The 24,490-nt window shown below is 68.1% G+C and carries 28 protein-coding genes, 1 tRNA gene and 1 other RNA gene; 12 read left to right on the plus strand and 18 right to left on the minus strand.

Annotated elements, in window-relative coordinates; all coding sequences use genetic code 11:
• Positions 1-64: 64 nt before the first annotated feature.
• Positions 65-349: a hypothetical protein gene (locus tag GKO32_RS24790; protein ID WP_154759311.1), complete on the minus strand. Its 285-nt coding sequence runs from the start codon at positions 347-349 to the stop codon at positions 65-67.
• Between the two features lie 643 nt (positions 350-992).
• On the opposite strand from GKO32_RS24790, the gene GKO32_RS24795 reads away from it, so the two are divergent.
• Complete coding sequence (locus tag GKO32_RS24795; protein ID WP_154759312.1) at positions 993-1,280, plus strand: hypothetical protein; 288 nt, start codon at positions 993-995, stop codon at positions 1,278-1,280.
• 262 nt (positions 1,281-1,542) lie between these two features.
• On the opposite strand, the gene GKO32_RS24800 is transcribed toward GKO32_RS24795, so the two are convergent.
• From GKO32_RS24800 to GKO32_RS24810, 3 genes are all read right to left on the minus strand, one after another.
• The gene (locus tag GKO32_RS24800) at positions 1,543-1,743 is read right to left on the minus strand and encodes a hypothetical protein (protein WP_154759313.1); all 201 of its coding nucleotides are present in this window, start codon (positions 1,741-1,743) and stop codon (positions 1,543-1,545) included.
• Entirely contained in the window at positions 1,740-1,916 is a 177-nt protein-coding gene (locus tag GKO32_RS24805) for a hypothetical protein (protein ID WP_154759314.1), read from the minus strand. Before GKO32_RS24805 ends, GKO32_RS24800 begins: the two co-directional genes overlap by 4 nt.
• Before the next feature lie 65 nt (positions 1,917-1,981).
• Entirely contained in the window at positions 1,982-2,782 is an 801-nt protein-coding gene (locus tag GKO32_RS24810; protein ID WP_154759315.1) for a hypothetical protein, read from the minus strand.
• 90 nt (positions 2,783-2,872) lie between these two features.
• Here GKO32_RS24810 and GKO32_RS24815 point away from each other — a divergent pair, with 90 nt between their 5' ends.
• The 4 genes from GKO32_RS24815 to GKO32_RS24830 all read left to right on the plus strand — a co-directional run bounded on the left by GKO32_RS24815 (position 2,873) and on the right by GKO32_RS24830 (position 5,063).
• Positions 2,873-3,127 carry a hypothetical protein gene (locus GKO32_RS24815; RefSeq protein WP_154759316.1) on the plus strand — a complete coding sequence of 85 codons (255 nt, stop codon included), beginning with the start codon at positions 2,873-2,875 and terminating at the stop codon, positions 3,125-3,127.
• Between the two features lie 242 nt (positions 3,128-3,369).
• Positions 3,370-3,522, plus strand: a complete 153-nt coding sequence (locus GKO32_RS24820; protein WP_154759317.1) for a hypothetical protein — start codon at positions 3,370-3,372, stop codon at positions 3,520-3,522.
• Complete coding sequence (locus GKO32_RS24825) at positions 3,513-4,643, plus strand: hypothetical protein (protein ID WP_246244604.1); 1,131 nt, start codon at positions 3,513-3,515, stop codon at positions 4,641-4,643. The genes GKO32_RS24820 and GKO32_RS24825 overlap by 10 nt, the downstream gene beginning before the upstream one ends.
• Before the next feature lie 114 nt (positions 4,644-4,757).
• Positions 4,758-5,063, plus strand: coding sequence for an SDR family oxidoreductase (locus GKO32_RS24830; protein WP_246244607.1), 306 nt, complete (start codon positions 4,758-4,760; stop codon positions 5,061-5,063).
• 101 nt (positions 5,064-5,164) lie between these two features.
• On the opposite strand, the gene GKO32_RS24835 is transcribed toward GKO32_RS24830, so the two are convergent.
• Entirely contained in the window at positions 5,165-6,031 is an 867-nt protein-coding gene (locus GKO32_RS24835; protein ID WP_154759318.1) for a helix-turn-helix domain-containing protein, read from the minus strand.
• Positions 6,028-6,756: a peptidoglycan-binding protein gene (locus tag GKO32_RS24840; protein ID WP_154759319.1), complete on the minus strand. Its 729-nt coding sequence runs from the start codon at positions 6,754-6,756 to the stop codon at positions 6,028-6,030. Before GKO32_RS24840 ends, GKO32_RS24835 begins: the two co-directional genes overlap by 4 nt.
• Before the next feature lie 286 nt (positions 6,757-7,042).
• Between GKO32_RS24840 and GKO32_RS24845 the strand changes: the two genes are divergently transcribed.
• Positions 7,043-7,510, plus strand: coding sequence for a hypothetical protein (locus tag GKO32_RS24845; RefSeq protein WP_154759320.1), 468 nt, complete (start codon positions 7,043-7,045; stop codon positions 7,508-7,510).
• A 384-nt stretch (positions 7,511-7,894) separates the two neighbouring features.
• Positions 7,895-8,422 carry a PHP domain-containing protein gene (locus GKO32_RS40620; RefSeq protein WP_376765999.1) on the plus strand — a complete coding sequence of 176 codons (528 nt, stop codon included), beginning with the start codon at positions 7,895-7,897 and terminating at the stop codon, positions 8,420-8,422.
• Between the two features lie 388 nt (positions 8,423-8,810).
• Here the strand turns inward: GKO32_RS40620 and GKO32_RS24855 are convergent.
• The 3 genes from GKO32_RS24855 to GKO32_RS24865 all read right to left on the minus strand — a co-directional run bounded on the left by GKO32_RS24855 (position 8,811) and on the right by GKO32_RS24865 (position 10,275).
• Positions 8,811-8,883 (minus strand) — tRNA-Ala (locus tag GKO32_RS24855).
• Between the two features lie 103 nt (positions 8,884-8,986).
• On the minus strand, positions 8,987-9,760 hold the full coding sequence (locus tag GKO32_RS24860) for a DsbA family protein (protein ID WP_312868498.1): 774 nt from the start codon (positions 9,758-9,760) through the stop codon (positions 8,987-8,989).
• Between the two features lie 5 nt (positions 9,761-9,765).
• On the minus strand, positions 9,766-10,275 hold the full coding sequence (locus tag GKO32_RS24865; protein WP_312868500.1) for a MauE/DoxX family redox-associated membrane protein: 510 nt from the start codon (positions 10,273-10,275) through the stop codon (positions 9,766-9,768).
• Positions 10,276-10,344: 69 nt separating this feature from the next.
• On the opposite strand from GKO32_RS24865, the gene GKO32_RS24870 reads away from it, so the two are divergent.
• Both GKO32_RS24870 and hrpB read left to right on the plus strand, forming a co-directional pair.
• Positions 10,345-11,163, plus strand: a complete 819-nt coding sequence (locus tag GKO32_RS24870; RefSeq protein ID WP_312868502.1) for a glutamate ABC transporter substrate-binding protein — start codon at positions 10,345-10,347, stop codon at positions 11,161-11,163.
• Positions 11,160-13,526: an ATP-dependent helicase HrpB gene (hrpB, locus tag GKO32_RS24875; RefSeq protein WP_154759322.1), complete on the plus strand. Its 2,367-nt coding sequence runs from the start codon at positions 11,160-11,162 to the stop codon at positions 13,524-13,526. The genes GKO32_RS24870 and hrpB overlap by 4 nt, the downstream gene beginning before the upstream one ends.
• On the opposite strand, the gene GKO32_RS24880 is transcribed toward hrpB, so the two are convergent.
• On the minus strand, positions 13,510-14,226 hold the full coding sequence (locus tag GKO32_RS24880; protein ID WP_154759323.1) for a dienelactone hydrolase family protein: 717 nt from the start codon (positions 14,224-14,226) through the stop codon (positions 13,510-13,512). The genes hrpB and GKO32_RS24880 overlap by 17 nt on opposite strands.
• Positions 14,227-14,260: 34 nt before the next feature.
• Between GKO32_RS24880 and GKO32_RS24885 the strand changes: the two genes are divergently transcribed.
• On the plus strand, positions 14,261-14,467 hold the full coding sequence (locus GKO32_RS24885; protein WP_154759324.1) for a hypothetical protein: 207 nt from the start codon (positions 14,261-14,263) through the stop codon (positions 14,465-14,467).
• Positions 14,468-15,046 (plus strand): hypothetical protein, encoded by a 579-nt coding sequence (locus GKO32_RS24890; RefSeq protein WP_154759325.1) that lies wholly within the window; start codon positions 14,468-14,470, stop codon positions 15,044-15,046.
• A gap of 605 nt (positions 15,047-15,651) precedes the next feature.
• On the opposite strand, the gene GKO32_RS24895 is transcribed toward GKO32_RS24890, so the two are convergent.
• Genes GKO32_RS24895 through hutH form a run of 6 tightly spaced genes read right to left on the minus strand, consistent with a single transcriptional unit; the run spans position 15,652 to position 22,630 of the window.
• Positions 15,652-15,876: a hypothetical protein gene (locus GKO32_RS24895; protein ID WP_154759326.1), complete on the minus strand. Its 225-nt coding sequence runs from the start codon at positions 15,874-15,876 to the stop codon at positions 15,652-15,654.
• Positions 15,877-15,884: 8 nt separating this feature from the next.
• Positions 15,885-17,012: an inorganic phosphate transporter gene (locus tag GKO32_RS24900; protein WP_312868503.1), complete on the minus strand. Its 1,128-nt coding sequence runs from the start codon at positions 17,010-17,012 to the stop codon at positions 15,885-15,887.
• A gap of 15 nt (positions 17,013-17,027) precedes the next feature.
• Positions 17,028-18,206 (minus strand): imidazolonepropionase, encoded by a 1,179-nt coding sequence (gene hutI, locus GKO32_RS24905; protein WP_312868504.1) that lies wholly within the window; start codon positions 18,204-18,206, stop codon positions 17,028-17,030.
• The gene (locus GKO32_RS24910) at positions 18,194-19,450 is read right to left on the minus strand and encodes a formimidoylglutamate deiminase (RefSeq protein ID WP_154759327.1); all 1,257 of its coding nucleotides are present in this window, start codon (positions 19,448-19,450) and stop codon (positions 18,194-18,196) included. The genes hutI and GKO32_RS24910 overlap by 13 nt, the downstream gene beginning before the upstream one ends.
• A 13-nt stretch (positions 19,451-19,463) precedes the next feature.
• A complete protein-coding gene (gene hutU, locus GKO32_RS24915; RefSeq protein WP_154759328.1) occupies positions 19,464-21,110 on the minus strand; it encodes a urocanate hydratase in 1,647 nt (548 codons plus the stop codon).
• Entirely contained in the window at positions 21,107-22,630 is a 1,524-nt protein-coding gene (hutH, locus tag GKO32_RS24920; protein WP_154759329.1) for a histidine ammonia-lyase, read from the minus strand. The genes hutU and hutH overlap by 4 nt, the downstream gene beginning before the upstream one ends.
• 72 nt (positions 22,631-22,702) lie before the next feature.
• On the opposite strand from hutH, the gene GKO32_RS24925 reads away from it, so the two are divergent.
• Complete coding sequence (locus GKO32_RS24925) at positions 22,703-23,497, plus strand: IclR family transcriptional regulator (RefSeq protein WP_154759330.1); 795 nt, start codon at positions 22,703-22,705, stop codon at positions 23,495-23,497.
• A gap of 36 nt (positions 23,498-23,533) precedes the next feature.
• Here the strand turns inward: GKO32_RS24925 and GKO32_RS24930 are convergent, their stop codons facing one another.
• Positions 23,534-23,743: a hypothetical protein gene (locus GKO32_RS24930; RefSeq protein WP_154759331.1), complete on the minus strand. Its 210-nt coding sequence runs from the start codon at positions 23,741-23,743 to the stop codon at positions 23,534-23,536.
• Between the two features lie 362 nt (positions 23,744-24,105).
• Positions 24,106-24,477: a transfer-messenger RNA gene (gene ssrA, locus GKO32_RS24935) on the minus strand.
• Positions 24,478-24,490 lie beyond the last annotated feature (13 nt).

Raw genomic sequence — 24,490 nt, forward strand, 5'->3', positions numbered from 1 at the left:
TGTCGCAGAACGGCTCCCGATTGCGACAAACGAGTGACGACGCGCCAGAACCGCGCAGCTCAAGTCAGGAGGTGGTCGTAGTTATGTTGCGCGTCGATCGCCGCCTCGAGAGATCGGCGATCGCGATGTCCACCTCGGGGCCCCAGCCGCTGTCCGCGGTGGCCAGTCCGGTCAGTCCATCGATGTTGTCGAGCGCGTTGAGCGCGTCGGCCTCCTGATGCGCGTCCTGTTGGCGTTCTTCGCGGGAGATCGCCCGTCGGCCGGTTCGATCGAGGCCACGGTCGACGATCAGGTAACTGCCGTCCGTCCCGGGCTCTACCACGTACCGAACTTCGTTCGTGGAGGTCATCGTGTCGCCAGCTCCCCTGTGATTTGAGGTTCTGGTTTGCCTCGGACACTTGCTGGTGGGTGCCGCGATGACGTTACGTCGTCGCGACACGACGAACGGTCGGCGGCGCTTCGGCCGAGCCGATCAATCATCACTCGTTCGCACTAATTTCGTGCTGATGACACCCGCGTACGCCCGTCGGACATGACGGTGACCGACCGTCACCAGGCGTTCGAATCCGATTAATCGAGAACGCTCTGAGCTGGGTCAGGGTATGCGGTAATCGCGGGTATGGCGTGGATCTTGATTAGTTGATCATGGTGGAGGTGACGTGCGGAAAGGCGTTGCGTCCTACCGCGGCCCAGATCAAGTTTTGCCGCTACCTGGGCTGGTCACGCGGCAGCCGTTGGCCGCGTCGTATGACCGTTCAACGTCATATCTGGGAATAACCGCTGAGTAGCCGAGAGGATGGCGGCGTACCTCTGCCGGGCGAACGGCGGCGGTACACGTAGGTGCGCGGGTCTCACTGGGCGAACAGGAGACCCGCGCGAATGTCCTGCCCGCCCTGACGAAGACGGAGATCAGAACGGTGATGACACTACCGACGCGCGCCCTCAACACAACGCGCTCGAGCAGCCGGGTCCGTGAGCGGTTGCCTGAGTCGATGACTGTGGCCGAGGTGCTCGCCCGAGCCGGTCACCCGCAGGTGCCCGTCCCGGGTGGGCGGCACCGGCGCGACGCTGTACCGGAGGGCGATCTCGGACCGCTGGCAGTGATCGTCCTGCACGGCTGGCCGGCCACGCTGCGGCTGATGACCGTGCTGGCCGGTTCGGTCACGGCTCTGGCTGCCGTTGTCCCCGCCAGCGGCGCGGGCGCCGTTCCCCTGATGGCGGCGCTGTTGTGGTCCCTGAGGTCCCGTCCCGCGCGGGCATTGCCACGGCGTGGCGCGTAACCCGGAACCGGAAGACAGGGGGTCCCCGGGTGAGTTCGTGTGCAAGTCGCGCTGGAACTGCCCGACCGGAAGCGCCGCCGATTTTCCCATGATCCGCGTAGCCGGACGAAGCTCCCGGCTCCCTGTCGTCAAAGGACCATTTGACGACAGGGCAACCGGACCGCTATGAGTCGTGCCGAATCTCGTGGGGTTGCTCGGCGTAGGGGTAGAGCGGTTCGATCTGCTCGGGTGGCGTGGTGATGCCGTAGGCGCGCAGTCTGTCCTAGCGCACGATCGACGCGTCGGTGAAATCGTCGTGGGCATGGCCGACGTGGTAGTCGTAGGAGCCGGGCCCGTAGCAGTACCGGTTGATCACCCGCGCCGCGCACGCGTGCTTGATCAGCCACGCCACCGCGGCCGCGCGGGTGGGTTCCTTCCGCAGAACCCCGTCGTCCATGTCGCACACGTACCAGGGCCGGGTCACTGGCTCGGTCCCTCGGCCACGCACGTCGCGCAGGGGCCGCCGCAGCGGGTGATCTCCCGCGCCCCGACCCATGCGGCGCAGTCGGCGCACACGCACTCCTCGCAGTCCTCGGGCTGGGTGCCGGTCTCGTAATGGCCGCGGCTGGGCTCGGGCGGGCTGTCGTTGGTGCTCATGCTCCACCGTTCCTTTCACTCAGCTGCCGGGCTGCCGCCGGGCGATCCGGCGGCAGCCCGGCAGGTCAGACCAGCGCGCGGATGCGGGCGTCCGCCATGGCCTCGGCGCGGGTGGGGATGTCGTAGTGGCCGGTGCTGAGCAGCCACGTGTCGCGCTCGTCCTGGTAGATCAGGGTGTGGGTGCTGAAGACACGGTTGGTGCGGGTGAGCGCGGCGGCGAGGGCGTAGGTGCCGCGGTCGAAGCTGCCGCCGTCGAATCGGGTGAGCTGCACGATCTCGATGCCGTCGAGCCGTTGAGGTGCCTTGGTCCGGAACTCGGCCTCGGTGATCCTGGTGTCGGTGGCGGCGTGGGTGACGCGGTAGCCGGTGCCGGTCGGCTCATTGCGCACGCGGTAGTCGTGGTCGAAGAGCTGGATGTGGATGGCGCCGACCCGGTCGAGCAGGCGCATGAGGCTGCGGCCGGTCGGGTTGGAGTGCATGGCCGCGGCGTGGACGGCGTCGCGCAGTTCGTCGCGCTTCAAGTACAGGCCGGACTGTGCGGCCGTGGCCAGTGCTTCCTTGCCCCAGGCGACGTACTCGGCTTCGGCTTCGGCGTGCACCTCGGTCATCACCGCCGCCGGGACGCGGTGGTCGTCGTAGGCGCACGGGCAGTCGACCCGGTGTCCGCGGCTGACCCCATCGGTGGCGCAGCCAGGGCAGTGCTCGCCCGCGGGGCAGCCGGCGTCGTGCTGGGTGATCGTCGCCTGTACCGGGACCTCGCCGCGGCAGCCAGGGCAGAAGCCGTGCTCGCCGGTCGGACACGGCGAGCCGTCGCGACCGCACGTCGCGCGGTGCATCGAGCCGCGGAACGTCGTGTAGACGCTCATTTCATACCTTCTTTCTGCTAGAAAGTGGCTTGCCACTTAATTTAGCAGGGATGATTTTAAGTGGCAAGCCACTTGTGAAAGGATCTGTGCATGGGAAGCCAACACGCGGATCCGGCCCTGACCGTGCGCCCGCCTGCCGAGGTGAAGGACCGGGCCGACGCGGTCCTGAAGGAGCGCGGCCTGCCGATGCGCGGGTTTGTGGTGGCGTGTCTGGCGGCGCTCGCCGACGACCCCGATGCTTTCCTGGCCCACCTGGCGAAGCACTGGCCGGCCGAGAAACCGCGGGGCCGGCCACGAGCCACTGACCGAGCTGCAGATCGCCCGGCGGCTGCTGGCGCCGGATGACCTACCGCACCGGTTGGGGACGGGAGGTGTCGATCAGCGCGGGCGGTGTCGCACTCACCGCTACAAGGTCTTCACCCAGCTGGCGGCGACGTCTTCGGGCGGGTTGGTGTAGATCCGTAGGTAGCGGTCGTTGGCGTGGCCGAGGCGGCGTGCGAGTTCGGCGCGGTCGTGCCTAGATTCGGCCGACAGCCGGTAGCCGTACGGGCGACGCCAGCAAGCAGGGCGGCGGGAAGGGCGAAGCAGTGTATACGCAGATCAGCAGCGAGTTGGTCGACCCGACGAACTCCGGCCAGCGCCTGTCTGATGACCTGCGGGAACTGGCGCTGGATACCTCGGGAGGGCTCCTGCTGTATTTCGTCGGTCATGGGCTCCTGGCCCAGCAGGGATGCCCGTGATGAACCGGGGCTCGATCGTGCTCGGCGCCTTGTCGGTCGCGGCGTTCGCCGTAGTCCTGACCTGGCAGCCGACATCGGACTGGCAACGAATTGGATATCAGGCCCTCGCGCAGCTTTGGCTCCCACTCGGCTTGATCGCGGTCGTGATGTTCACCTATAAGCGTTTCCTCCATCGCCGGCTGACAACGGAACTCGCGAAACTCACTGGCCCCACAATCGTCGGTTCGATGCCTCCGCAACAAGTGATCGAATCCTTTTTGAGCTCCGTCTACGGCAGGAACGATGCCAACCGAGACGTTGTGGCCGGAATTCTCGGCGGCGACCTCACGACCATCAGCACGCGAACAGACGTACATTTGCGGTTGAGTGCCGTGAGTCACGACGTCTACCGCCTCCGCAACACCATTACATATCGCTTTCGCAAGAACGTCACGGCCAGCCATTTCATCGTGTTCGCAACCTCAGATGCGCGTCTCCGCGACGCGATAAGCTACGCTTGCGAATTCCCGTTGTTCGAATTATGGTTCATCCCGGACGACTCCCTCTTCCAGCACGGGGTTGACAGCATGCTGGGAAAGGTCGAGATAGGCGTCGATTACCGCGACTACGACAACCAAGTGCATTCCCTCGGGTTCCGCGAACTTTCTCTGAAAGAAGTCAAGTTCCGGGAATGGTCTCGTTACCTGCCATTGTTTAGCGAGCCTGTTGGTTCGTTCCCCAGACAACACGCGCATGACTACCTGGGCAGTCTTCGCATCTTCGACTGCGACCTCGATACCATGATCGATGACGGCCCGCCGATTGAGTCGGTCGAGCGGCTGAGCGTTCGCCAGGCAGCACTGGAAAGGATCGACGAGGGAGCTTGCTATTGGCTGGCCCCTTATCCGTGCTATGTCGACCACATCAGCATCGATGTTCGCGAGCTCGACTTCGAGGGTTCCGGTGCCTGGGAATTCCTCGTGATGCCGTTCTGCTTCCGAGCGAGCAATGTCGCGAGTTCCTGGCTCCCTGCAGAGGAAATGACGTCCGTAGAGCTGCGTTCATGGCTGCTTCCTGGGCATGGCGTCGCCTTGCTCTGGCGCGCTGCGAAGATGGACAGAGTGGTCGGCTCGGGCCCCTGACAGTAAGAGAAGGCGTCGAACGTGTTCAGAAATTTCTGACCATTGAGCGTCACCTCCACGATGGCCCACGTCGGCACCTCGCTCTACGCGCCGTACGTCGCCAGCAAGTAGGCGTTGCGCGGGCTCACCAGGACCGCCGCGCTAGAGCTGGGTCGAGACGCCATCCGGGCCAACTCCATCCACCCCGGCGTCATCTCCACCCCGTTGATCAACGAACCGATCGCCGGCCAGCCGCCCATCGCCGACTTCTACTCGCCCGAGCCGTACGCCATCCCCCGGATGGGCGCCCCGGCCGACATCACCACACTCGTCCTCTACCTCACCTCGGCCGACGCCTCGTTCGTCGCGGGCTCTTGGTTCGTCGCGGACGGCGGGCTCCTGCTCGGTCCCGCCCTTCAGCCCGACGCGACGGCAGCCTGACCGAATCACCAGCCGCCCTGAACGTTCCCGTCGCTTCACCGACGCCCCGGCGACCACACACCGTCACCTCCGCATTCCGGTTTCCAGCACCAGCGTGGTGATTACCCGCGATGCGTCGTGGTCGGCGGCACGTGGACGGGGTGGCCGCTTCCCCACGGCGTGCAGTGGCGTTCTTCTGTTCGCTCCAAGCAGGCCCGCACATGGGAGTGCTGGTCGGCGGCGATCATCCGGGTCGGAAGATACGTGTCGGGGACGGTCGGGTCGGACACGCTGATCGTCTCGGCCTGGCCGCGTTCGTCGACCACCGATACACGGTCGCCGATGGCCGTGTGGGAGACCCGCGCCCACGCGGCTTGGCACTGGTCACTGATCCTCAGTTCGAGATAGGTCCCGTCGACTTGCAGGTCGGCGAAGGACGCGGCGTCCAGGCCGCAGGCCATGCCCTGCGCATCACCAGCGGTGCATTGTGTGCCACGGCAGCCCACCGTGTAGGTCGGAGCCGTACGACCGGACGGCGCGACGCCGGGGAGAACGCGAGGGAACGCCAGGGCCACGATCACGGCGATCACCGCACCTGTCACCGCAATGGTGAGCACCAGGTTGTGGCGCCGCGGGCGGGAGAGCGAATCACGCTTCGGGTCTGCGGGGGTGCTCCTGGGTTCGGGCTCGGCAGTTGTGGGCAAGGGGACGGCGGCGCGGCCGCTCCATCGTGCCTCGGCCCGTTCCCACAGGGCGAGCAGTCGCTCGACCGGTTCCCCCGTCAACTGTGCGAGGTCCTTGACTGCGGGGCGGGGTGGCAACGCCGAACCGTTGAGGTAGCGCTCCCAGGATGACTTGCTGTAAGGGGTTTTGGCCGCGAGCTTCGCCAGGCTGAGGCCCGATCGATCCTTGAGTTCCCGCAGTTGGCCCACCAGGTAGGCGACTTCGGGGGCCAATGAGGCGGGCAGCGGCCGCCACGGGGCGGTCATGAGCGCAGGAGGGCCCAGGTCTGCGGCCCTACGATCCCGTCGGCCGGTATGCCGGCCGCGGTCTGCAACTGCTTGACGGCCTGCTCGGTGTGCTGCCCGAACAGTCCGTCGATCCGTCCTGGGTCGAGGCTGCGGTGGACGAGCAGGCACTGCACCTCGACCACGTCCTCGCTGCCCCCATTGAGCGCGACCAACTGATCCGATGTGGTGCTGTGTCCGGCATACAGACGCCCGTCGCGTGTGGTGTAGACGCAGGTATAGCCCGCTGGCAGCGCCGGCGCCGCCGCCGAAGCCGACGTGGGCGCCGATGAGCCGCCGCCAACGGACAGCCACGCCGCGAGGCCCGCGCCGACCGCCACCGCAACCGCCACGGACGCTGCCACGACGATCCAGCGCCGACGCCCCTGTTCCGCCTCGGCGTCCGTCGTCGCGCTCGCGGGCTTGGCGTCCGCCATCGTATGGCGGACGCCCTGGCCAGCCAGCTCCCACAGCGCCAGCAGCGGTGACGGGTCGGCCCCAGCCAGCAGCCCCAGCGCTTCGACAGCCTGCCGTGGCGGCGGCGCCATGCCATTGAGATACCGATCCCACGACGACTTGCTGTAGGCCGTTTTCCGCGCCAGTGTCGCCGTGCTGATCCCCATCTGGTCCTTCAACTCACGCAAACGGACCACCAGTTCCCGCACCTGCGGCCCAAGACCGGCAGGCAACGGTTTCCACCGAGCCATATTCCCACCCGTCAATAAGACTCAGCCTTATTCGGTTCTCCACAAATACCTACTCCGCTCACGGGCAAGATGAACCGCTCCTGCTCGCAAACCACCCATTCAGCCCCCTCCGCATCCCGCCAATGCCTCACCTCATTGCGCTTCGCCGCAGGTCAGAGGGTGGGACGTCCCGCGTTGCACCACACTGCGCGGCTGGTCTCGCGCCGACTGAGCCCTCTCCACACGATGGGACAAGCGGCGCGGCCACCCCCGCGCCGCCTCACCACCAACGAAAGGGAATCCAATCATGAATACACGCAGGCGAATCACGCTCGGGCTGGCGACCCTTGCCCTCACCGGTGGCCTGGCCATCGCAGGTGGGGCCGCCGCGAGCGCTGCTCCAACAGCTACCGCCGCCGCGGCCAGCACGGACGACGGGACGGTCACCTCGCAATCCGGCTGGAGCACGACGATCTCGGCCGCCTACCTCAACTCCCATCACAAGAAGTGGGTCTCCAGCACGTTCGTGCCCCCGGCCGGTGGTGTCGTCGGCGGGTTCCGGTGCTGGAACAACGGGGACGGTGGAAAGGCCCGACTGCGGATCTACAACGTGGAGACCCATCAGTGGATCGGCGACAGCGGCTACCAGGACTGCAACTACCGGTACAAGTACGTGTCCGCCGACAAATACCGCCCCGGTCAAGGACTTCGGTTCGTGTTGCAGGCACAGGGCAACGCTCACACGACCCGCGTGGCCGAGGAAACGGCTCCGTAGACATTTAAGTTGCGTTCTTCGCACACGCCGCCTGGCGGCACGAGCACGGCGACGACGACGGAACCCGCCCGCGCATCTACTCCGATGTCGGTGAACTCGCCCGCCGTCACCGCAGGGCTTCGCCGTCAGGCGCGTATGCTTCGAACATAGGTTCGATCGCTGCTGGCTTCCCCTCGGCAGCTCGGTGCCGGTGACGTGTGTGCCGGTGAGGTGCGGAGGGAAGGGCTGGTGGCGTTCAACGCGGGTCCGGGCACGTCGTGGTCGGAGCTGGAGGGCAAACTGTCGGGCCGCCCGGGGGCGGTCGGCGGGGCCGGGGCCGACAGTCCGACGTCGCGGCGCAAGCGGGACGGGTACGTACCGCCGCCGGATTTGCTGCAGGCCCGGATGCCGGACAACGTGCCGGCGGCGCGGGTGCCGTATGCCGAGCTGCATGTGCATTCGAACTTCAGCTTCCTTGATGGTGCGAGCCACCCCGAGGAACTCGTGGAGGAGGCGTCCCGGCTCGGGTTGGACGCGATCGCGCTGACTGATCATGACGGGATGTACGGGGCGGTGCGATTCGCCGAGGACGAGTGTCCAGGAGGGGTGGGCAGTCGGGCAGGAGAGGACGGCGGCGCCACCGCCGAGGAGGTAGAGCGCCACCCGAGTCCGCGGGGTTGGCGTGGTTACCGGGTCCGGCGGCCGGTGGTGGCTGTGGCTAATCGCAGCGTCCTTCGTCGCGTCGTCGTCCCTCGGCCGGTTGGCCGAGGGACGACGAGGAACGCTCGGCTCCTCGGTCAAGGGCAAGCGGCTTTCAGGTGCTTCGGCCGTCTTGAGCGCGTTCGGGGAGGCGCCGCTGGTAGCACTGCCGGAACGGCTCGCCCGCGAGCCCACGCGAGCAGGCGACCGCCGCAGGTCGGTCCTCGAGCATGAACAACATCCCGACGACAACGACGCTCTCCGCGCCCGCCAACGGCGCCGCCGTGGCGCGCGATGACGCACCGTCAAAGACAGGCCACCGTAACCAACACACCGACGACCGAAGCCGCAGCACCATTCGACGGCGTCCGTTCGCCCACGCCTACAGCGCTAATTTCCGTGCGCATGCCCAATCGCAGAACCGTCCGAAGAACACCCAGTCGGGTGAACGCGCTGGGGCAGTTTTGGGTGACCCCGTTTCAAATGGGGTCATCGGCCGCCCCAGTTTTGCCCCAGTTACTGAAGGGTAACTTAATAAAGCCCACCATGGACGAAAGTTTCGCCGACCTAAAAACACTGCCCGACCTGCGGAAACCGCAGTGCTGGGCGATCATGAAACCTGTGGAGCTAAGGGGACTCGAACCCCTGACCCCCTCACTGCCAGTGAGGTGCGCTACCAGCTGCGCCATAGCCCCGCGAACGGAGTGAACTCCGCGTCGTGTCTGTGCATACGCTACATGAACCCGCGCGCCCGCTTGCGCGGGGGTCCCGCATGAGGAACCCCCGCGCGGGCGGGGCTCACGGCTGCGTGACGAGTTTCGTGACCCAGTCCGGCTGGGTCCAGTCGATCTGGGCGCCGTTGTGCAGCACGGTCGGCGTGCCCTGGAACGACGGGTCGGCCGAGATCTTCGCCAGCGCGTCGTTCAGCTGCTGGTTGTAGGTCGCCCCGTTGACGCACGTCGCGAACTCCGGGGCGGTGATCCCCAGGTCCTGGCCCAGTTTGATCAGCTGCGCGTTGTCGTACCCGCGTTGCCCTTCCTCGGGTTGCTTCGCGAACAGGCTGTCGTGGAACGGGGTGAACTTGCCCTGGTCGGCGGCGCACAAGGCGGCGTTTCCCGAGGCCAGCGAGTAGCCAGGCGGGTCGGAACGGCTGTTCAGCAGCGGGATCATGTGGTAGCTGACCTGCAGGTTCCCCGCCGTGATCTGCTGCTCCAGCTGCGCCCCGTACGCCTTCTGCAGCTGCCCGCAGTACGGGCACAGAAAGTCCGCGTACACATCGATCTTCGCCTTCGCGTCCGGCTTGCCCGACACCACCACCGCACCCTGGCGCTCACTCGGCGTGTCCAGCGACGCGTTCGTGGTCACCGGCGGGATCGCTTGCCCCACAGTCTGGTTCTTCGACGAATTGGTCCAGATGACCCCGCCGATCACGAGTGCGGCCAGCACCACCACCGCGACGGCCACCACGATCGTCCGGCGGTTGCCCGACGAGCCTCGTGCCTGTGCGACCGCTCGTGCGCCCGCCGCTTGCCGCTGCCGGCGCTCGCGTTCGGATCGCTTCGCTCCACCCACTTGTCTCAAGCCCTTTCTGTTTCACGCACAGCCGGTTCCGTCTCCCGTGGACGAAGCCACCCGTCCACCGCCAGCCGCGTGCGGGGGCGCCGGATCAGCCATCCCGCCAGCACGAGAAAGCCCAGGTCACGGGCGATTTCCTGCGGGTACTGCGTCTGCCCGGCTGCGACCTGACCACCGCCGCCGAAACAGCCGCAGTCGATGGTGAGCCCTCGCGCCCATGACTGGGACACCCCGACGATGAACAACACCAGCAGGATCGCGGACACGACCGCCACCGACCTCGTCAGCAACCCCGCCAGCGCGAGCACCCCGAGCGCCAGTTCCAGCAGCGGCAACGCGGTGGCCACCGGATGCAGCAGGGCATCGGGCAGCACCTCGTAGGCCTTGACCGCGAGGTAGGTCTGCCCGGGATCGGCGAGTTTGATCGCCCCCGACGTGAGCCAGACAGCGGCCAGGCCGAGCCGTACGAAAGTCCCGACTGTGTCGAGAACGGCTTGGGAAGGTCGGAACACACGCCTAGGCTATCGGCGCGCCCTGAGAAAACTGTGAGTTCAGGCAATCAGGACGGAGGGGAGGACTCGGTGCCGCTCGTTCGAGTGATCGCCGCCCTCCTCTTGCTCGCCGGGCTCGTCGCGTGCTCCTCCCATGCCCCCGGCACGCTGCTGCACCAGGCCGACAGCGGCCGGCTGACCATCGGGATCCGCTTTGACCAGCCCGGTCTCGCCGAACACACCCTCGACGGCCGGTTCACCGGGTTCGACGTGGACGTGGCCGAGTATGTCGCGGGAGCGCTCGGCGTGCCGCCGTCGGGCATCACCTGGCGGGAAACGACCTCCTCTACCCGGGAGACCGATCTCACGTCGGGCACCGTCGACCTGGTCGTCGCGACGTACTCCATCACCGACGCGCGCAAGGAAGTCATCTCCTTCGCCGGACCCTACTTCGAGACCGGGCAGGATCTGCTCGTGCGACGCTCCGACAACACCATCACCGGGCCCGAGACGCTCAACGGCCGCCGCCTGTGCTCGGTCGCCGGTTCGACGCCCGCCCAGGAGGTCAAGGCCCGCTTCGCGCAGGCGGTAGAACTGGTGGAATACCCGCGTTATCCGGACTGCGTCACGGCTTTGCTCGCCGGCCAGGTCGACGCGATCACCACCGACGGGGTCATCCTCGCCGGTTATGTAACCCAGAATCCCGAACTGCTCAAGGTGGTCGGGAAACCGTTCTCCACCGAGCGCTACGGAATCGGCCTTCGCAAGAACGACCCCGATGGACAACGCGCGCTGAACGACGCCATCCAGCGCATGATCAGCAGCGGTAGCTGGCTGGATTCGTTGCGTACCAACCTCGGCCCATCCGGCTACCCGTTGCCCGTCCCACCTGCCGTGACCGAACGATGACCCTGCCCGTCCACGCGGTACTGGGTGAGCTGACCGCCGCACTCGACGCACACGGCACAGCGGTGCTCGTCGCGCCACCGGGCACCGGCAAGACGACACTGGTGCCGCTCGCCCTCGCCGAGCACACGGGCGGGCGCATCGTCGTGGCCGAACCGCGGCGGCTTGCGGCACGGGCGGCGGCAAGCCGGATGGCGTCGCTGCTCGGGGAGAAAGTCGGCGAGACGGTCGGCTATGCGGTGCGCGGGGACCGGAAAGTGTCCGCACGTACCAGGATCGAGGTCGTCACCTCGGGACTCCTCGTGCGACGCGTACAGTCCGATCCAGAATTGTCCAATGTGGACATTGTACTGCTCGACGAGTGTCACGAACGTCATCTCGACGCCGATCTGCTGCTCGCGTTGCTGCTGGACGTTCGTGCCGGGCTACGCGAGGACCTCAAGCTGCTGGCCACGTCGGCGACCGTCGCGGCGGACAGGCTCGCTACGCTACTCGGCGAAGCGCCCGTCATCACCGCGCACGCCCGGACCTTTCCCGTCGAAATCAGCTACCTGCCACCCGTACGGAACGAACGCGTGGAGGCATCGGTCGCTCGCGCGGTGCGCGTCGCGTTGTCCGAAGGGGACGGTGACGTACTCGCCTTCCTTCCCGGTGCCGGCGAGATCGCCAGGACGACCTCCTTACTGTCCGATGTGGACGCTGACGTGCTTCCGTTGCACGGCAGGCTCACCGCCGCACGCCAGGAAGCCGCGCTCACGCCGGGGCCACGACGCAGGGTCGTACTGGCCACCGCGGTCGCCGAGTCGAGCCTCACGGTGCCCGGGGTGCGTGCGGTCGTCGACTCCGGCCTCTCCCGGATACCGCGGGTGGACCATCGCCGTGGGCTTTCGGGGCTCGCCACCGTGCGGGTTTCCGCCGCGGTGGCCGCACAACGAGCCGGCCGGGCCGGTCGTGAGGCGCCTGGCCGCGTCTACCGCTGCTGGCCGCAATACGAGCAGGCCGGACTGCCCGCCTATCCCGAACCCGAGATCCGGACCGCCGATCTGGCCCGGCTCGCGCTCGAACTGGCCTGCTGGTCGACCCCGGATGGCGCCGGGCTGTCCTGGTGGGAGGCGCCGCCGGAAGGCCCGCTCGAAGCCGGGCAGGCGCTCCTGCACACGCTGGGCGCGCTCCAGGGCGGCAAAATCACCGCCCGTGGCCGTAAAATGGCCACCCTCGGCCTGCATCCACGGCTCGCGCGCGCCTTGCTCGACGGCGCCGCCGAGGTCGGGCCGCGGTCCGCCGCCGAGGTCGTGGCGCTGCTGGACGCCGGCGGGACGCACACCGATGTCGAGGCCGAACTCCGCAGACTCGCCACGGATCAGCGCCGGCGCACGGAAGTCCAGCGGCTCGCCCGGCTCGTGCCCGCGGCGCCGGAAGCGCCCGACCCGGCTCTGGTCGTGGCGCTGGCGCATCCGGAACGGCTGGCACGCAGGCGGGACAGGGATTCCGCGGTGTATCTGATGGCCGGCGGCACGGCGGCGGAACTGCCCGCCGGCAGCGGACTTGGCGACGCCGAATGGCTGGCCGTGGCCGAAGCGACGCGCGATCCGGGGCGGGCACACGGAATCATCCGGCTCGCCGCCCGTGCCGATCTCGAGCTCGCGCTCCGCGCCGCGCCGAACCTGGTGTCCGAAGTGGACGAAGTGCGCTGGTCGGGCGACATCGTCGCACGGTCGGTGCGGCGGCTGGGCGCGATCACGCTGTCCGAACGCCCATTGCGCGACCCGGCACCGGAACTGGTGCGCCAGGCACTGCTCGACGGCCTTCGCGAAGAAGGTCCAGACCTCTTGTCGTGGTCGGCTGGAGCCCGGAATCTGCGGCAGCGCTTGGCTTTCCTGCATCTCGTGCACGGCGAGCCGTGGCCGGACATGTCCGACGACGCGGTGCTGGCCGCTGCGCGCGAGTGGCTCGGCACGGCACGACGCCGGGCCGATCTCGCCCGGATCGACACGGCCAAGGCACTGCGCGGATTACTTCCCTGGCCGGAAGCGGCCCGGCTCGACGAGCTTGCCCCCGAACGGATCGAGGTGCCCTCGGGCTCGCATGTCCGCGTCGACTACTCGACCGGAGAACCCGTGCTCGCGGTGAAGCTGCAGGAAACGTTCGGCTGGCTGGAAACCCCGCGAGTGTCCGGAGTACCGGTGCTCCTGCACCTGCTCTCCCCCGCCGGGCGGCCGGTCGCGGTGACGAGTGACCTGAAGTCCTTCTGGGACAACGGGTACTCCTCGGTGCGCGCGGAACTGCGTGGCCGTTATCCCAAGCATCCGTGGCCCGAGGACCCGGTCACCGCCACCGCGACCCGCCACACTAAGCGGCGGTCGTAGTGTCGATCAGGGCAAGCGCCTGCGGCCAGGAGAGCGCGAAAGCCTCGGCGTTGACCGGATTCTCCTGCCGGGCCTTGGCGCTGAATCCGTGCTCGGCGTGCGGGAACAGCTGGACGAAAGTCGCACCGTGCTCCCGCGATTCGAGCGCGGCCTGCAGCCGGTTGAAACTCTCGACCGGCACCAGGGTGTCGGCTCCCGGGTAGATCAGCAGCGCCGGCGCTTCGATCCGCCCGGTGTGCTCAGCGGCGTCGAGCGTGTGGTTCGGCGCCGGGGTTCCGGGCACGGTCGGGTGGTAGGCGACGACGTTCGCGACGCGGTTGTCCACTCCACCGAGCAGCAGCGCGAACCGGCCGCCGAGGCACCAGCCCATGACGCCCGCTTTCGTGCAGCCGAGTTCGCCGAACAGGTGGTCCAGCAGGGCCCGCTGCTCGGCGAGACACGTTTCGTCATCGAACTTCTGCATGAGGCCCATGAGCTCTTCGATGCTGGTGTCGTCGCTGCTCACGCCGTGAAACGGGTCCCAGACCAGTGCTGTGACGCCGCGCGCGGCCAGTTCGTCGGCCCAGTCCCGCAGCTGGGCGCCGATACCGGTGATCATCGGCAGCAGCAGCATGCCGCGTGCGGATCCACCCGCCGGGCGGGCGAGATAGGCGTTCAGTTCGCCGACGCTGACGGTGCCGGTCTCTGTGGCTGTTGTCATGCCCCGAACCTTAGTGAGGTGAGATGATCGGACGATGAACGACCGCAGTCTCGCCGCGCAGCTCGGACCGCTGCCCGAAGGGGTCGCGGCACTTCCCGAAGAACATCAGCAGGATCTCGCGGACGCGCTGCGCGAGGCGCGGCAGCGGCAAGGACGGGCGCTGGCGAAGGCGGGCAACGAGGCACTGCGCTTCATCCCCGCGCTGGTGCGCCCGGCGATCCGCCGCGCGATGGGGCTGTGAATGGGTTCTGACGCCGAGATTCGCAAGCTCGCCAGGGCACTCGAAGTACCGCCGGAACGGCTGGGTTATCTGCGGGACGTGCCCGTCGGGGAGTTACGGGCGCTGCGCGCGCGGACGACGGACGTGCTTTACGACGCGCACCTGGATGTACTGGAGCGGATGGCGGGCGCGAGCAGGCTGCTGCCGAGCCCGTTGCTGGCAAGGCTGGCGGAGCGGGTGTTCGGCCCGCTGCTCTCGGCGCGGATCGCGGGCCTTGTCGAGGCGCGTCACGGGGTGGACATCGCGAAACGCCTTTCGTCGCGCTTTCTCGCCGATGTCGCCGCGGAGCTGGATCCGCGGCGGGCGGCCGGGATCATCGCGGGCCTGCCGGCGCCCGTGGTGACGGCGGTCGCGGCGGAACTGGCGCGGCGCCGGGACTGGATCACCATCGCGCGGTTCGTGGACCTGCTGCCACGGCCGACGATCATGGCGAGTGTCGAAGCCATCCCACGGGATGCGTTGCCAGAAGTGGCCGAACTGCTCGACGAGCCGAGGCGCGTGCGATACCTGTTGGGGGAGAACGACGATCTGGCTGGGTGAACCGCCCGTGGTGGAACGTATTTGACCTTCCAGTGCCCCGCGGCGGGGAGAGCCGGAACTTCGGCGGCGCCGGACGCGTCCGGAATCACCGTGATAGCCAAGCTTGGAACGTACGCCGCGGCTGTGCTGGCCGCCGCGTCCTGTCTGTGGTCGGCCGGGATCGTCGTGCGGGAACTGGGTGGCGACCTGTCCCCCACCACCGTGCAAGCTCTCGGGCCGCTGCCGAAACCCGTCCCCCGGCCAGCTCCGGAGCCGGCCGCACCGGCACCCGAGCCCAGTCCGGCGCCCGACGCGTCAGAAGCTCCAGCGGTGCCGCCTACTCCTCAGGACCCCATGCTCCCAGGCGTGCCTACCGCACCCGGGCGCCCGGCCGGAACGCCTTCCACACCGGCGATTCCGCGACCGTCCACACCGGACCAACCGGCGCCGCGACCGGTCGCCCCGGAACCCGGCGAACCGGCGCCTGTCGCCCCCGCACCGGCCGACCCGCCTGCCAAGCCCGGCGATCCAGCGCCCCCGACGGAAACGCCGGAGCCGGTTACCCCAGCTCCGGCGCCCGAACCCGCTTGCGGAACCGTGCTCGGCTCGTTCTTCTGCGCCGTGCTTCAGCCCGCGACGATCAGATAAATCCCGTACCCCACAACAGAAACACAGATCGCGAAGCAGATCACCGCGGTGGTGAGACCGGAGGCGCCGCTGGTCCCTGCCTCGCGCGCCGTCGTGCGCGCGGCCAGGCCGCGCACACCGAACGCGAACACGCTCGTGATGACGCCGACCGCGACGATGGCGATCAGGAACACGCTGCCCAGGGCAGCCCAGTCGATCTTCATCGCGCTCCTCAGGCCGCCGCGGCGACCGGCTCAGCCGGCGCGGTCTCGTTGACGTTGCTCGCGGTCACCGGGTTTCGCCGCGACCACAGGTAGATGATGACCGCGAAGGCCACCCCCGCTACGCCCACCAGTACGGTGCCGATGTTGCCACTACTGGCCGCTTCCGAAGCGATCGCCCCGACAACGGCCGCGGCGGGCAAGGTGAACAGCCAGGCCAGCACCATCCGGCCCGCGACGCCCCAGCGCACCTCGGCGAGTTTGCGCCCGACACCGGAACCGATGATCCCGCCCGAGCACACATGCGTGGTGGACAGCGCGAACCCGAGATGGGACGACGCGAGGATCGTCACCGCGGCGCTGGTCTCGGCGGCAAACCCTTGCGGCGTCTGGATTTCGGTGATCTTCTTGCCCATCGTCTGGATGATCCGCCACCCCCCGAGGTACGTGCCGGCCGCGATCGCCGCACCCGCACTGAGAATGACCCACCACGGCGGCGCGGAACCGGCCGCGAGCGAACCCGACGAAATCAGCGTGAGCGTGATGACGCCCATTGTCTTCTGCGCGTCATTCGTCCCGTGCGCCAGCGAAACGAGCGAAGCCGAAAGAGCCTGTGCCGTCTTGAATCCCTTCGACACCACGTCTTGCCGGGCCGAAGCGGTGATCTTGTAGACCAGGAAAGTACCGAGCACCGCGACAAGACCGGCCACGATCGGCGAAGCGACCGCCGGGATCAGGATCTTCGACACCACCGAGCCGAAATGGACCGCGTCGGCGCCCGAGGCGATCCAGGTCGCGCCGATCAGGCCACCGAACAAAGCATGTGAGGAACTCGACGGCAAACCCAGCAGCCAGGTCAGCAGATTCCACACAATCGCACCGACGAGCCCGGCGAAAACAATGACCGGGGTCACTTTCGTATCGTCGACAATACCGCCCGAGATCGTTTTGGCGACCTCGATCGACAGGAACGCGCCGACCAGGTTCAGCACCGCGGAAATGGCGACCGCGACCTTGGGTTTGAGCGCTCCCGTCGCGATGGACGTCGCCATCGCATTCGCTGTGTCATGAAAACCGTTGGTGAAGTCGAAGGCCAATGCCGCGACCACCACAACGATGACTATGAGTGAGACATCCACATGTCCAAAGGCTACTCAGCGGGTGAAGAATGCAGACGGTCCGTAGTTGAACATCGGGTGAATGCCGCCGCGCCATACCGCCCAGATGAGCGGTACTCCCGGGCGATATGCGAGGTGCGTCACGGATGGCGCATTCAGCACCTGCAAATCGGCGCGCGCACCCGGCCGCAGCACGCCGACATCGTCGCGCCGCAATGCCCGCGCTCCGCCGGCCGTCGCCGCCCAGACCGCTTCCTCGACCGACATTCCCATCTGCAGCACGGCTGTCGCAATACAGAAGGCCATCGATGTCGTGTACGAGCTCCCCGGATTCGCGTTGCTGGCCAGCGCGACCACCGCGCCGGCGTCGAGCAGCCGCCGGGCCGGCGCGAGCGGCTGCCTGGTCGACAGATCACAGGCGGGCAGCAGGGTCGCGACGGTGTCCGAATCCGCCAGCGCGGCCACGTCGTCGCCGGTCAGGTAGGTGCAGTGATCGACGCTGGCGGCGCCGTGCCGGACGGCGAGTTGTACCCCGGGGCCGCGGCCGAGCTGGTTGCCGTGCACCCGGATGCCGAGCCCCCGCGCGGCCGCGGCGCACAACACCCGCTCGGACTGGGCCTCGTCGAAGGCGCCCTGCTCGCAGAAGACGTCCACCCAGCGGACCAGATCCGCGGTGGCGTCCATCATCTCGCCACACACCAGATCCACATAGGACTCAGGTTCGGTCCCAGGTGGAACGACGTGTGCACCGAGGAACGTCACCTCGTCCACCACCTCAGCCGCGATCCGCGCCGAGCGGACTTCGTCCACAACGGACAGTCCGTAGCCGGTCTTGGTCTCCAGACAGGTCGTGCCCTGGCTCAGCGCTTCGCCGGCGTGCCACCGCAGGTTCGCGGCCAACTGCTCGTCGGAAGCGGCGCGGGTGGCTTCGACGGTGACCCCGATTCCCCCTGCGGTGTAAGGCTTCCCGGCCATGCGCGCGGCGAACTCGGAGGTCCTGTCCCCGGCGAACACCAGGTGGGTATGGCTGTCCACCCAGCCGGGCAGCGCGGCCCGGCCTTCGACGTCAACGCGTTCGTCGGCCGCCGGGGCGGCCTCCGACGGGCCCACCCACGCGATACGTCCGCCGTCGAGCACCACGGCCGCATCGGTCAGCCTGCCAATCTCGGGATCGTTCGTGGTCAGCTCGCCGATCCCGTCGATCACGATCGCCACAGCGCCTCGATCTCCTTTGCCAGCACCATTTCCGGCCGCTCGATGAGCTGGTGCTCCCGGTCCCGGACGACCCGGCGCCCCCCGATCAGCACATCCGTCACGTCCGCCGCCGAAGCGGCGAACAGAACGCCCTCCGGCTCGATCCCCGCGGTGCGCACCGTTTCGAGATCGACCACGACGAGGTCCGCCGGCGCACCCGCCACCAGACCGGCTCCGCCAGCCGCGGCCAGCAGTTCCGCAGGCGTGAACCGGCCCCGGGTCTCAGCCGCCAGTCGTTCGCCCATCTCCAGTGCCCTGACCTCCTCGAACGGATCGACGACCGCGTGGCTGTCGCTGCCAAGGCACAGCGCCACCCCTGCATCGGCGAGCGCCCGCGCCGGGCCGATGCCGTCACCGAGATCCCGTTCCGTGGTGGGACAGAAGCAAACCCGGGTGCCATCCAGCGTCGCGATATCAGCCTCGGTCAGGTGCGTCCCGTGCACCGCGACCGTGCCGGGCCCGAACACACCCGCGTCGGCCAGCACGCGCGCCGGCGTCCTGCCGTAGTAGGCAAGGCATTCCTCGTTTTCCCCGCGCTGCTCGGAAAGATGAACGTGAAGTGGCCGACCGGTGATCACCGGCAGCTGCTCGGCAGGGACGGCGCGGACCGAGTGCACGGCGGCGCCGACGCGAACCTCCCCGGCGGGCTTGAACCTCGCCACCCGCTCAGCCCAGGCCTCCGCATCGGCGTCCGCGAACCGTTTCTGCCGCTCGTCGAGCCCGCGGCCGAAACCGCCGGTGAGATAACAGGTGTCCAGCACGGTGAGCCGGATTCCCGCGTCCGTAGCGGCTTCTGCCAGTGCGTACCCCATCGCGTTCGGGTCGGCGTAGGGGCGCCCACCTGGCGCGTGATGCAGGTAGTGGAACTCCGCCACACTCGTGTACCCGGCGAGTGTCAGTTCGGCGAAGACACCCCGTGCCAAGCGGTAGTAGGACTCGGGATCGAGCCGCCCCGCGAGCGCGTACATCTGCTCACGCCAGGTCCAGAATGTGCCGCGGTCCTGCTGGGTGCGGCCACGCAGGGCGCGGTGGAAGGCGTGCGAGTGCTCGTTGACGAACCCGGGCAGGACCAGTCCATTGAGGACGGCTCCGGCGCGCGGCCGCCCCGGTGTAAGCGCTTTCAGCCGGCCCGCCTCGACGTCGATCCGCACACCGTTCGCCACCCCGCCCGGCAGCCATGCCCGCGCACACCAGTAGGTCGTCATGTCGACACAAGCCTCACCGGTCCTCCCACATCGGGACCCGGACACCATGCTCCCGCGCAACCTCGGCCGCCCGCTCGTAACCTGCATCGACGTGCCGGATCACACCCATCCCCGGGTCGTTCGTCAGCACCCGCTCGATCTTGCGCCCGGCCAACGCGGTTCCGTCGGCGACACACACCTGGCCCGCGTGGATCGACCGTCCCATCCCGACACCGCCGCCGTGGTGGATCGACACCCAGCTCGCCCCGGACGCCGTGTTCACCAGCGCGTTCAGCAACGGCCAGTCGGCGATCGCGTCGGAACCGTCGGTCATCGCCTCGGTCTCCCGGTACGGCGAGGCGACACTGCCGGAGTCGAGGTGATCACGCCCGATGACCACCGGCGCCTTGAGCTCACCGCTGGCGACCATCTCGTTGAACTTGAGCCCGGCCAGATGCCGTTCGCCGTAGCCGAGCCAGCAGATCCGCGCCGGAAGCCCCTGGTAGGCAACCCGTTCCCCGGCGAGCCGGAGCCAGCGCGCGAGCGATGCGTTGTCCGGGAACAGGTCCAGGATCGCGCGGTCGGTGGCCGCGATGTCCGCCGGCTCACCCGACAGCGCCGCCCACCGGAACGGGCCCTTGCCCTCGCAGAACAGCGGCCGAAGGTACGCGGGCACGAAGCCGGGAAACTCGAACGCGCGCTCGCACCCACCGAGTTGTGCCTCACCCCGCAAGGAGTTCCCGTAGTCGAACACCTCGGCACCCGCGTCCCGGAACCCCAGCATCGCACCGACATGTTCGGCCATCGACTCGCGGGAACGGTCGGTGAACTCGTCCGGGTTCTTCGCCGCGTAGTCGTGCCAGTCGTCGACGCTCACCCCGATCGGCAGGTACGCCAGCGGGTCATGGGCGGAGGTCTGGTCGGTGACGATGTCGGCGTCGACGCCTCGACGGAGCAGCTCCGGCATCACCTCGGCGGCATTGCCGAGCAGGCCGACAGAAAGCGCTTTCCGATCTCGTTTGGCCGCCGTCACCCGCCGTACCGCATCGTCCACATCGGACGCCAGCTCGTCGAGATAGCCGGTTTCCCGGCGACGTCGCGCCCGGCTGGGATCGCATTCCACGACGAGCACCGCACCACCGTTCATGGTCACGGCCAACGGTTGCGCACCGCCCATCCCACCGAGGCCGGCCGTGAGGGTCAGCGTCCCGGCGAGCGAGCCACCGAACCGTTTCGCCGCCACCGCGGCGAAGGTTTCGTACGTACCCTGCAGAATTCCCTGCGTCCCGATGTAGATCCAGGACCCGGCGGTCATCTGCCCGTACATGGTCAGTCCGAGCCGTTCGAGCCTTCGGAACTCCGGCCAGTTCGCCCAGTCTCCCACCAGGTTCGAGTTCGCGAGCAGCACCCGCGGCGCCCACTCGTGTGTCCGGAACACCCCGACCGGCTTGCCCGACTGCACGAGCAACGTCTCGTCATCGTCCAAAGTGGTCAGACAGCTGGTGATCGCCTCGAAACTCGCCCAGTCACGCGCCGCCTTTCCGGTGCCTCCGTAGACGACGAGGTCCGCCGGGCGCTCGGCCACTTCGGGATCGACGTTGTTGTGGAACATTCGCAACGCGGCTTCGGTCTGCCAACTCTTGGCCGTGCGGACGGATCCGCGGGCAGCGCGCACCATCATGGTTCCTCCAGTGCCTGTAGTACGGCTCCTGATCTCACAAGTTCTTCCACCGCCGCGATTTCCGGCGCCAGATGCCGGTCCGGCCCCGTCCCGCCGACGCGGGTGCGCACGATGTCCCGCACCGCACCGGTCACCGGCGAAGGACGCAGCGGTGCGCGCAAGTCCAGCGCTCGCGCCGCGGTCAGCAACTCGACGGCGAGCACGGTGGTCAGCCCGTCGATGGCGCGCCGCAGTTTCCGCGCGGCCGACCAGCCCATCGAGACGTGGTCTTCTTGCATGGCACTGCTGGGAATCGAGTCGACGGACGCCGGTACCGCGAGCCGTTTCAGCTCGCTGACCACGGCGGCCTGCGTGTACTGCGCGATCATGTAACCGGAGTCGACGCCGGGATCGTGTGCCAGGAACGCGGGAAGTCCTTGGGAGCGCGTGACATCGAGCATCCGGTCGGTGCGGCGCTCGGCGATGCTCGCGACATCGGCGGCCGGAATGGCCAAAAAGTCCAGCACGTAAGCGATCGGGGCGCCGTGGAAGTTGCCATTGGACTCGACGCGGCCATCGGGCAGTACCACCGGGTTGTCGATCGCCGACGCCAGTTCCCGGTCGGCGACCAGTTCGGCATGGGCCACCGTGTCCCGTGCCGCGCCATGCACTTGCGGCGCGCAGCGCAGCGAATACGCGTCCTGGACCCGGGTGTCGTCCGGCCCGCGATGGCTCGCGACGATCTCGGAATCCTTGAGTGCGGCGAACATCCGGCGCGCGGAAAGCGCTTGCCCGGGATGTGGCCGCAACGCCTGCAGATCGTCGGCGAACGCACGATCGGTGCCCAGCAAGGCTTCCACGCTCATTGCGCCGGCTAGATCGGCGGTGTCGAGCAGCCGGCGCAGGTCGGCGACGGCCAGCACCAGCATCCCGAGCATGCCGTCGGTGCCGTTGGTGAGCGCGAGGCCTTCCTTCCCGGCGAGCGTTACCGGGCGAAGATTGGCTTCCGGTAAGGCTTCCGCCGCGGATTTGCGACGCCCTCCGTGTTCCACTTCGCCTTCCCCCGTCAACGCGAGCGCGACCGCGGCGAGTGGAGCGAGATCCCCGGAACAGCCGAGGGAACCGTACTCGTGCACGACGGGAACGATGCCGGCGTTGAGCAGTCCGGCGAGCGCCGTCGCGGTTTCCGGGCGCACGCCGGTGTAGCCGCTCGCGAGGGTCCGCAACCGCAGGAACATCAACGCGCGCACGACTTCCGGTTCCACCGCCGGCCCGGCGCCCGCCGCATGGGAGCGGATCAGCGAACGCTGCAACGCGGTCCGGCGGCCGGCCGGGATGTGGCGGATGGCCAGCGCGCCGAACCCGGTCGAAATCCCGTAGACCGGCTCGGGCGCCTCCGCGAGCGCATCGATATGCCGCCGCGTTTCGGCGAGGTTCTTGACGACGGCGTCGGCCAGCTCGACGCGGGCCCCGCCGCGCGCGACCGCGACGACCTGCTCGCGGGTCACCTGGCCCGAGTCCAACCGCACAGTGCGAGTCATTCGACCATTGCACCTGCTCACGGCGGCGCACACACTTGACGATCGCGTGGTTGTGTCTGGTATCCCAGACGTATGACGGATGTGCCCGCGCTGCGGCGGGGACTGGCGGTACTGAGCGCGCTGGCGAAACACGCCGGGCCGGCGTCGGCCGAGGCGATCGCCAGGGAGCTCGACCTGCCGCGATCCACGACGTATCACCTGCTGGCCGAGCTCGAGGCGGCGGGTTTCGTCGCGCATCTGCCGGCGGAGCGCCGGTACGGGCTCGGGATCGCGGCGTTCGAGCTGGGTTCGGCGTACCTGCGGCACGATCCGCTGGAGCGGCTGGCGGATCCGTTGCTGCGCAAGCTTGTCGACGCGATCGGGCACACCGCGCAGCTCGGTGTGCTGTACGGGAACGAGCTGGTCTACTTGGTGAAGGAACGGCCGGCGCGCCCGGAAACCGTGGTGACCGAGGTGGGCGTACGGATCCCGGCGCATCTGCCCGCCTCCGGGCGCGCGATGCTGATGCATCTGCCGGCCGCGCAGGTGCGGGCGTTGTTCCCGAACGCGGCCGCTTTCGTGCGCCGCACGGACCGGGGGCCGCGCAGCCTTGCGGATCTACGCCGCCTTCTCGCCACGGAGCGTCGCCGCGGCTGGGCTGTGGAGGACGGTTTCGTGACGCCAGGCTTCGCGTCGGTGGCCTACCCGGTGTTCGATCACGGCGGCCGTCCGATGGCCGCGATCAGCGTGACGCTGCGGCACCACTGCCCGCAGGAGCCCGTGGTGTGCGGGCAGGAATGGCCAGAGCTGGCCCGCCACGTACAACGGGCTGCCGGCGAACTCACCACCCGAATCGGCGGCCGCCCCAGCGCGGATGCGCCCCGATGAGCTCCGGCTACCACAGAAAGCGGTTACCGGAATTGGTTAGACCAGTTGCTTGCCCTGTTCGGCGTGCAAGCCCAGCATTTCCAGCAGTTCCGCGCACTCGGCGGCGTTCACCGAATGACCGGCGACCGTCCGTGCCGCCTTGCATTCCTGGGCATCCCGGTGGACTTTTTCCTCCGCGCGAACGCCTGCGAGCCAACCCCCTTGCAGAGCTTCATCGGAGCTGCTTGCACGGCTTACCCGGGCCATCTGGCACCTTCTTCCGGCTTTGCGTTGATGGATGACGAATTTCCGCCATACGCGGGTCAAGCATTGCAGCCCTTTCCCAGGGCGTCCAGCTTCGCTTCGCTCTGTCACAACAAGGCAACACCCCGGAAATGCACGTGCACCGCGAACCCCAAGAATTCACCCCCACAACAAAACCCAGCAACACAAACAAAACCCAGCGCCAGAACAGGTCCAGACCACCGGAGCCGCCCCTCGGATGCTGGTCCCCACAAAACGCCCCCAGCGCCCGCCAACGCAAGAAGCTCGCACCGCGGGGGTGTGGGGGCTCGGCCCCCACAACGAGACCCCGCGGCGGGAAGTCGGCCGAAGGCCGACGAACACAACTGTGGAGGTGCCGGGAATTGAACCCGGGTCCTCTGGCGCCTTACCAAGGCTTCTCCGTGCGCAGTTCGCTATGCCTCTACTCGGCCCCGTCGGTCTCGCGAACAAGCCGATGTGACGGGCCCAGCCGCTGTGGTTTTCCCATCCGGACCCCGCGGCCGGGTCCGGACGGTGAGCCTCCTAGCTGATGCCGGCGACCGGGTCGGAGGCACACCCGGGCCGACAGACTCGCACTCGCTCAGGCAGCGAGGGCGAAGTCGCGCTGACTATTCGTCTTGGCGCTTATTGGTTTGCGATGACGCTTACGGTGGTCTCTCGCCTGCACCGGCACGCTTCCCTTGACTCAACGTCCAAAGTCGAAACCGTTCACCCCCTTGGTGATGATCC

This window comes from Amycolatopsis pithecellobii, from assembly GCF_009707865.1.
GTDB classification, from domain to species: Bacteria; Actinomycetota; Actinomycetes; order Mycobacteriales; family Pseudonocardiaceae; genus Amycolatopsis_E; species Amycolatopsis_E pithecellobii.